The sequence below is a fragment of the Paucibacter sp. KBW04 genome, assembly GCF_003852425.1.
Lineage (GTDB): Bacteria > Pseudomonadota > Gammaproteobacteria > Burkholderiales > Burkholderiaceae_C > Paucibacter_A.
The window spans coordinates 187,985-195,735 of record NZ_QAJN01000018.1 but is presented as its reverse complement, the minus strand read 5'-3'; the positions used below and the strand labels follow the sequence as shown (position 1 = coordinate 195,735).

General features: G+C 63.4%; 6 protein-coding genes. 3 read left to right on the top strand and 3 right to left on the bottom strand.

Annotation, left to right across the window (positions count from 1 at the left end):
- Nucleotides 1–139 precede the first annotated feature (139 nt).
- Complete coding sequence (locus DBR47_RS22380; RefSeq protein WP_124454281.1) at nt 140–682, bottom strand: demethoxyubiquinone hydroxylase family protein; 543 nt, start codon at nt 680–682, stop codon at nt 140–142.
- A 908-nt stretch (nt 683–1,590) separates the two neighbouring features.
- On the opposite strand from DBR47_RS22380, the gene DBR47_RS22375 reads away from it, so the two are divergent.
- Entirely contained in the window at nt 1,591–2,037 is a 447-nt protein-coding gene (locus tag DBR47_RS22375; protein ID WP_124454280.1) for a VOC family protein, read from the top strand.
- 65 nt (nt 2,038–2,102) lie between these two features.
- Here the strand turns inward: DBR47_RS22375 and pepF are convergent, their stop codons facing one another.
- Complete coding sequence (gene pepF / locus DBR47_RS22370) at nt 2,103–4,001, bottom strand: oligoendopeptidase F (RefSeq protein WP_197047229.1); 1,899 nt, start codon at nt 3,999–4,001, stop codon at nt 2,103–2,105.
- A 314-nt stretch (nt 4,002–4,315) separates the two neighbouring features.
- Between pepF and DBR47_RS22365 the strand changes: the two genes are divergently transcribed.
- Nucleotides 4,316–5,893, top strand: a complete 1,578-nt coding sequence (locus tag DBR47_RS22365) for a methyl-accepting chemotaxis protein (protein WP_197047228.1) — start codon at nt 4,316–4,318, stop codon at nt 5,891–5,893.
- Between the two features lie 420 nt (nt 5,894–6,313).
- A complete protein-coding gene (locus tag DBR47_RS22360) occupies nt 6,314–6,805 on the top strand; it encodes a thermonuclease family protein (protein WP_231512452.1) in 492 nt (163 codons plus the stop codon).
- A gap of 6 nt (nt 6,806–6,811) precedes the next feature.
- Here the strand turns inward: DBR47_RS22360 and DBR47_RS22355 are convergent, their stop codons facing one another.
- Nucleotides 6,812–7,744: a class I SAM-dependent methyltransferase gene (locus DBR47_RS22355; protein WP_124454273.1), complete on the bottom strand. Its 933-nt coding sequence runs from the start codon at nt 7,742–7,744 to the stop codon at nt 6,812–6,814.
- Between the last annotated feature and the right edge of the window lie 7 nt (nt 7,745–7,751).

Sequence of the window (7,751 nt, the reverse complement as noted above, 5' to 3'; positions counted from 1 at the left end):
CGTTTGTAGATGTTCAGTCTGTTCCTCGGTGCGTTGCCGCTGTTCAGAACACAGGTCTAGAGATGAAAAAGACCCCAAAGGGTCAAGTCTTGCTATTGGATCTTGAAACGGTAGGAAGTCCTTGTAGACTGGTTAGGGCTCACGCCCGCATGCCAACCCATATGACCGCCTCCGTAGATGCCGCGACAACCGGTGAAAGTACCTGTGGCCAGAACTTGCCTCCATGCAAATGCCCTGCCGAGTGATCGTGATGCTGCGTCTCGTCCTCGATGATCGAGGAGATGGCCGCGACCGCAGCTTCGTCTTTGCCTCGTAGTTGCTCCAACTGTTGCTCCAGATGGCGGAGGACGACCCGCTCGACCGCAACTGTAGTTGCAGCAATTGCCTTGCGGCCCAAGAGCCCAGTGCCGAGACCAAGAACGAAACCACCCAACGCACAAAGCCAATAGCTTCGGCATCGCCGGCGCCCGCGACGCTGAAGCTCGGCCCAGAAGACGGCTCGATGCCGCACCTCGTGGGATTTGAACTCTTCGAGCTCAATGACCATGTCTCGCGCGGTGAGTCGGGCGGCAATGATCTGCCCGGAATAGATGCAGATGGCACCATGCTCGCCCGCATGGTTCACCTTCAGGATGCGAGATCCGAGCACCGAATCATCACGCGCGGCTGTTTGGTCTTCCATGAGCCCTAACGTTGAAGCTGAGCCGCGAGCGGCGGCTTGCCGACGCGAGTCGGCTCGAGCGACTGGTTGGGCAGCATTGCGTTCACGGCCGCCATTGCCAAGGCACTGCCGTTCCCACCGCAATCATTGGTTGCACCCAGAGCTGAATTCCACCTACTTTCGACCGCAGAACGTCAGCACAAAGCGGCCGCCGGCCGAGAATGTTCGCTCGATAGTACTGCTCTCCCTCTGCCAAATAGAGGGTGATCGAAGCGCCGCGATACCTAAAGTCGATTCCTCGAAGAATCATTGGCGGCTCGTCGACATACCCGCATTCGGTTCCGGCTAGACCTAGCTCGCGCACAACTTCAGTTCCCGGCCTACCAAGAAGCGCTTCGAACTTCGCTTGCAGCTCAGCCCGACTCGGCTGCACAACGTTAACGGTCGCACATCCGGAAAGAAGCATTCCGCAAATGCCAGCAACGCTGATTTGCAGGAACGAACTAGCGGATCGCGGAATCATGTGCTGCCCAACGTAATGTCCAGAGCAAAGTCTGCTCTAGAAGTTGGGCGTTGCTCCATACATTGTTCATCTGTCCCCCTGAGAGTGGCTTGCGTGCTGGTTGCGCGCTGAAAACTGTATGTGCGTACAGTATTAAAAATTCCACAAAACCCAGCGCCCCTGCGCTGCAGTCCAGCCGGATTTTGGACCAGTTGCGCGAGCGAATACGGTACATGCAATATAGCCTCGAGGCATGCTTTCATGCTCCATGCTCTGGGACTACCGCTAATTTGCCCCCCAGCAATTTGCCCCGCCCTCCAGTCGGCCACGGCCTTGCCAGCAGCGATTGCGGCCCCTTCTGCTCACCCGCACGCCAAGCCCGGATGCGCCGACAATCCACACCCGTCCTCACTGCTGAAGAAACACCATGAAATACCTACACACCATGGTTCGCGTCCATGACCTGGACGCCTCCATGAAGTTCTATCGCGATGCCCTGGGTCTGGTGGAAGTGCGCCGCAATGAATACCCCAGTGGTCGCTTCACCCTGGTCTATCTGGCAGCGCCCGGCAACGAGGGCGGCCCGTACCAGCCCCAGGTGGAGCTGACTTACAACTGGCCCGATGCCGATGGCCAAGCCGAGGTCTACACCGGCGGCCGCAACTTCGGCCACCTGGCTTTTGCCGTGCCCGATATCTACGCCGCCTGCCAACGCCTGGCCGATCATGGCGTGACCGTGCTGCGCCCGCCGCGCGATGGCCGCATGGCTTTTGTGCGCTCGCCCGATGGCATCTCGGTGGAGTTGCTGCAAGACGGCGCCGCCCTGGCACCGGCCGAGCCTTGGGCCTCGATGCAAAACACCGGTAGCTGGTAAGCCTACGTCGGATGAAAAATGGGCCCGAGTGATCGGGCCCTTTGTCATGCTGCACCTAGAAGGGCTTACTTGCCGCTCTTCTCAGAATTCAAAGCTTCGAGCTTGTCCATGGTGCGATTCATGCGTCGCATCAGGGCGCGGTAGGGCTCGGGCGAGGCTAGGTCCAGACCCGCGGCGCGGGTCAGGGGGTAGGCGTCGGCCGAGCTGCCGGCCTTGAGCATGGCGAAGTACTTGTCGCGCAGGGCCAGATCGCCCTTGCCAATGCCCTCGGCGAAGAAGGCCGCGGCGCTGACGCAGGTGGCGTACTGGTAGACGTAGAAGTCGTTGTAGAAGTGAGGGATGTAAGCCCACTCGATGCCGTAGAGGTCGTCGATCTTGACCACGCCCTGGGCGTCACCGTGATAGCGCTTGAGCAGATCCAGATAGATCTTGCTCAGCGACTCGCCGGTGACGGGCTCGCCTTTTTCCACCGCCTCATGCGCCTTCAGCTCGAACTCGGCAAACATGGCCTGGCGGAAGAAGGTGCCACGGATGTTCTCCAACTCTTGGCTGAGGGCGAAGATCTTCTCCTCGCGGGTGGCGGCCTTCTCGACCATATAGTCGACCAGGAAGAGCTCATTGGCCGTGGAGGGAATCTCGGCGATGAAGGTGGAGTAGTCGGCCGTCTCAAAAGGCTGGGCGGCGTTGGACAGCACCGAGTGCATGGCGTGACCCCACTCATGCGCCAGGGTGGACACGCTGTTGTACTCGCCGTTGAAGCTCATCAAGAGATAGGGGTGCACGTCGTAGGCGGCGGGGTTCATGTAGGCGCCCGAACGCTTGCCGCGCTGCGGCACCGAGTGCATCCAGCCGCCCTTGAAGGCCTCGGCCAGCTTTGTCGTGTAGTCCTGACCCAGGGGCTTGAGAGAAGCCAGCGTCACCTGCTCGGCCTCGGCCAGGCTGTACTTGCGGGTGGCCTTGGCCAGGGGCACATAAACGTCTTGATAGCCGGCACTCTTCAGGCCCAGCATCTGGCTGCGCAGCTTGAAGTAGCGATGCAGGGTGGGCAGGCCTGCATTGGCTTCCTGCACCAGGGTTGTGTAGACGGCATTCGGGATGTTGTCACCCGCCTGAGCCATGGCCACGCTGGAGGCATAGCCACGCGAACGGGCGTTGAAGACGGTGCCGCGCAGATTGGCGGCGTAGATAGCGCCGATCGTGCGCTCATAGGCCTTGTAGACGGGCCAGAAGGCCTTGAACACCTGCTCCCGCACCTTGGGGTCCGGGTCGGCGCGATAAGCCACGTACTGCTCTTGATCCAGGGTCACCTTTTTGCCGCCGATCTTGACGGTGGGCCAGGGCAGGTCGGCATTGGTCAGCAGGCCGTAAATGCTCTGCGGCTGTTGCAGGGCCTCGGCGGCGCCGGCCATCAAGGCCTCTTCCTTCAGGCTGAGGGTGTGCTTGGCAAGACGCAGAATCGTCGTCAGGCCTTGCTTGTGTTTGGCCAGCCGCGGCTCGGCGGCCACAAAGCCTTGCACCTTCTCACTGCCCAGCGCCGCCACCTCGGCGTTGACGAAGGACACGGCCTCGCCGAACTGGTTGTAAGCGGAGTAGGCCTGCTGATTGCGCGCCTGGTTCTCGGTGATCTGGGTGTTCTCGTCCGCCTTCAGGCTGGAATAAGTGATCAAGCGGCCCAGGCGGCGGCGCACGGAAGAAATGGCATCCAGGCCCTCGGCCAGGCTGGCGGCATTGGCACCCAGCTTGCCCTGCAAGGCCTTGAGCTTGGGCAGATCCGCCAAGATGGCCAGGCGTTCGGTCTCCCAGGCCGCATCGCTGGGGTACAGAGGGGCCAAGTCCCACACGACCTGGCCGGCAGCGGCATTGGCCTCCGTCTTGGCGGGGGACGACGCGGCAGCCAGGGCCGGGGCGGCAGCGGCGGTGAGCAGCGACAAAGCGGCTGCCAGAGCAATCACGGTGGGTTTCATGTGGGTGCTGATCTTGTTGGGGCGGGCTTGTGGTCCACCCAGGGTTGCGGGCTTTGGGCGCGTCCAGCACCGGGCTCGGGGGGCCTGGCGCAGCGCGGTGACCGGCATTGTGCCGCTATCCGCACGGCGGCTCCCGTGCCAAAGGTCAAGGCATTGCGGCCCCGGCGCAACGCGGGTTGGCCGCGGCGAGCCCGCCCGCTTGAGCACAAATCTCGGCACTCCGGGCAGGATATTGATTAGGAAAAGCGATGGGGCCAAGCGCGCGAACGCAGGCTACGCTTGAAGCACAAGACTCCAAGAGGCAGAGACAAGCCATGGCCACTTCATCAAGCTCCTTCCACCCCGCGGGGCGGCAACTCAGCGTCGCCGGGCGGCTTTGGCTGGCCCTGGCGGTGGTGATCGTGTCCCTGTTGGGGCTGATCGCCTTCTCCAGCGCGCGCACCGCGCGCATTCAGGAGGCCACCGAGCGCATCACCGCTGAGATGGACGCCAGGCAAGCCGCCGCCGAGCGCTGGGCCGGGCTCACCAGCACCAATATCGTGCGGGTGCAGGCCGTGGCCATCAGCAGCGATCAAGGCATGGACGCCGCCTTTAAAGACGAGATCGCCAGCACCATCGCCGAGATCAACAAGGTGCAGCAAAGCATCGAGGCCATGGACCTGAGCGCCGAGGACAAGCGCCAGATGGCGCGGGTGGCCGAGGAGCGCAAACAGGTGCTGGACTCGCTGGCCAAGGTGCGCGCCTTGCGAGCCGCCGGCAATGGCGCGGGCTCGATGGAGGAGGTGCAGCAGCGCTTCAACCCTGCGGTGGTGGTCTATCTGAAGGCCTTGCGCGAATTCGCCAGCCAGCAGGAGCAAAACAAAAAACAGGCGATCGCCGAGCTGACCGCTCAGCGCAAGACCACCTTGTACATCGCTGGCGCCATCGTGGTGAGCCTGGTGCTGGGCATGGTGGTGGGGGCCACGGTACTGATCCGCTCCATCCAGCAGCCCTTGAATCTGGCGATTGCCGCGGCCGACCAGATCGCCGGTGGCGACCTCAGCACCCGCATCACGGTGGACCGCGGCGATGAGTTCGGCCATCTGCTCAGTGCTTTGGACCAGATGGCGCTGCAGCTGCGCGGCGTGGTGGGCGAGGTGCGCTCCGGCGTCGATTCGGTCACCACCGCCTCGGCCGAGATCGCCACCGGCAATCACGACCTCAGCGCCCGCACCGAGCAGACCGCCTCCAGCCTGCAGCAAACGGCCAGCTCCATGGAGGAACTGACGGCCACGGTGAGCCAATCGGCCGACACCGCCCGCCAGGCCAATCAGCTGGCCACCTCGGCCGCGGAGGCCGCCACCCGCGGTGGCACGGTGGTGGCCCAGGTGGTGACGAATATGGAGGCCATCACGCAGAGCTCACGCCGCATCAGCGACATCATCGGGGTGATCGACGGCATCGCTTTTCAAACCAATATCCTGGCCTTGAATGCGGCCGTCGAGGCGGCGAGAGCCGGCGAGCAGGGGCGCGGCTTTGCCGTCGTCGCCTCCGAGGTGCGCAGCCTGGCCCAGCGCTGCGCCGAGGCGGCCAAGGAGGTCAAGACCTTGATCAATGCCTCGGTGGAGCGGGTGGACTCGGGCGCCCATCTGGTGACGCAGACCGGCCAGGTGATGGACGAGATCGTCACCAGCGTGCGCCGGGTCACCGACATGATGGGCGAGATCGCCTCCGCCGCCACCGAGCAGCGCGACGGCATCGCCCAGGTCAATGTGGCCGTCACCAATCTGGACCAGATGACGCAGCAGAACGCGGCCCTGGTGGAGCAGTCCGCGGCGGCGGCTCAGTCCTTGCAAGAACAGGCGCAGCGCCTGGAGCAGGTGGTGTCGGTGTTCAAGGTCGAGAGTCGCTGAACACGGGAGGCTGAGCAGCGACCGTGGCACCCGACTTGGCGGAGCGGGCGCGGTGGTCGGCGCGGCGGAGTTGACAGCTTGTGGGCGTGCGCTCAACAAACTTTTTGACACGAGCGGGCTGGCGAGCAATGGGATGATGGCGTCCGCTCAAATCAAGAACTAGGGAAGCTCTGCGCAAATCGGGGCGAGGTCGGGTTTGCGGATCGGGATGGGATGCAAGGCGCAGTTTGATGCCAATAGCCGTAGCTATTGGCGAGAACTGCAACGCAGCAGAGCGCCCGAGTCCGCGCTAACCCGGACCGGCCTGATTTGTGCAGAGCTTCCCAAAAACCAAGGATTGCTCTCTTGTCCCTGCTCCCACGCCTTGCACGGCCCCTCACCACTCTCTTCAACCGCCCATTCTTTTCCTCACTCCCCCGCTTGCGGGCATCGCTGTGCGCGCTGCTCCTGTCCCTGCTTGCCTTCAGCCCCGCCTGGGCCGAGATGCTGCAAGGCAGGGTGGTGGGCGTGGCAGACGGTGACACCATCACGGTGCTCGATGCCGACAAGACCCAGCACAAGATCCGCCTGGCCGGCATCGACGCGCCGGAGAAAAAGCAGCCCTATGGCCAGCGCTCCAAACAGCATCTCTCCGATTTGGTCTACGGCCAGACGGTGGCTGTGGAATGGCAGAAGCGCGACCGCTACGGCCGCATCATCGGCAAGGTCTGGCGAGGCGAGACCGATGTCTGCCTGAGCCAGCTGCACGCCGGCATGGCCTGGCACTACAAGCAGTACAACAAGGACCTGCCCCTGCCCGACCGCCTCAGCTATGCTGTGGCCGAGCAAAAGGCCCGCAGTGGCGCCGCCGGCCTGTGGCAGGAAAGCAGCCCGGTGGCGCCGTGGGACTTCCGGCGCAAGAAGACCGATTGAAGCGTTTCAGTCGGCGGCCTTGTAAACCAAGACCTTGAGCGAGCGCTCTTCCGACACATCGGCAAACACCGCCGGGTTGGCGACGCGCGCGACAAATCTCAGCTCCGGCGCCAGCTCGCGCATCTGCTCTTGCAAGAAGGCGGTATCGAGCTTGGGCGTATTCAGGCAGAGCATGGCATGGCCGCCAGGCTCCAGAAGGCCGGGCAGGCGGCGCATCAGGCGGGCGTAATCCTTGCTCGCCACAAAGCTGCCTTTTTGGTAGCTGGGCGGGTCCAGCACGATCAGGTCATAAGGGCCGCTGCGCGTGATCTTGCCCCAGGAGTTGAAGATGTCATGGGCCAGAAAGCTGGCCCCCTGGGTCAGGCCGTTGAGCTGGTGGTTTTTGCGGCCTATGCTCAGGGCACCGGCACTCATGTCCACATTGACCACCTGGTGCGCACCGGAGCGCAAGGCCACGACCGAGAAGGCACAGGTGTAGGCAAAGAGATTGAGCACCCGCAAGCCCGGTCGCCCCGCAAAGTACTCGCTCACCCAGCGGCGACCCTCGGCCATATCGAGGAACAGGCCGTGGTTCTGACCCTTCAACACATGCACCTGGTAGAGGCTGCCGGCCTCGCTGACGAGATGGGGTTCGGGCACGCTGCCGCTCATCAAACGCGTCTCGGCCTGGCCCTCGGCCCGGCACTGGTAGACCCAGCTGAGTTCTTTTTCGCATGTCTTCTCCGGCGCCAGCTGCGCCCAGCGCTGGGCCAGGGCCTCGGCCACGGTCGCCAAGGCCTCGGCTTCCAAGGGCTCGAAACTGGTCAGCACCAGCACGGGCGGATAGGCGTCGAGTGAGAGATGCTCACAGCCCGGGAACAGGCCGCCACGGCCATGAAAAATACGGCGGGCATCGGTGGGCAGGTCCATCGTGGCGATGGCGTTCAACAAGGCATGCATAAGTGGA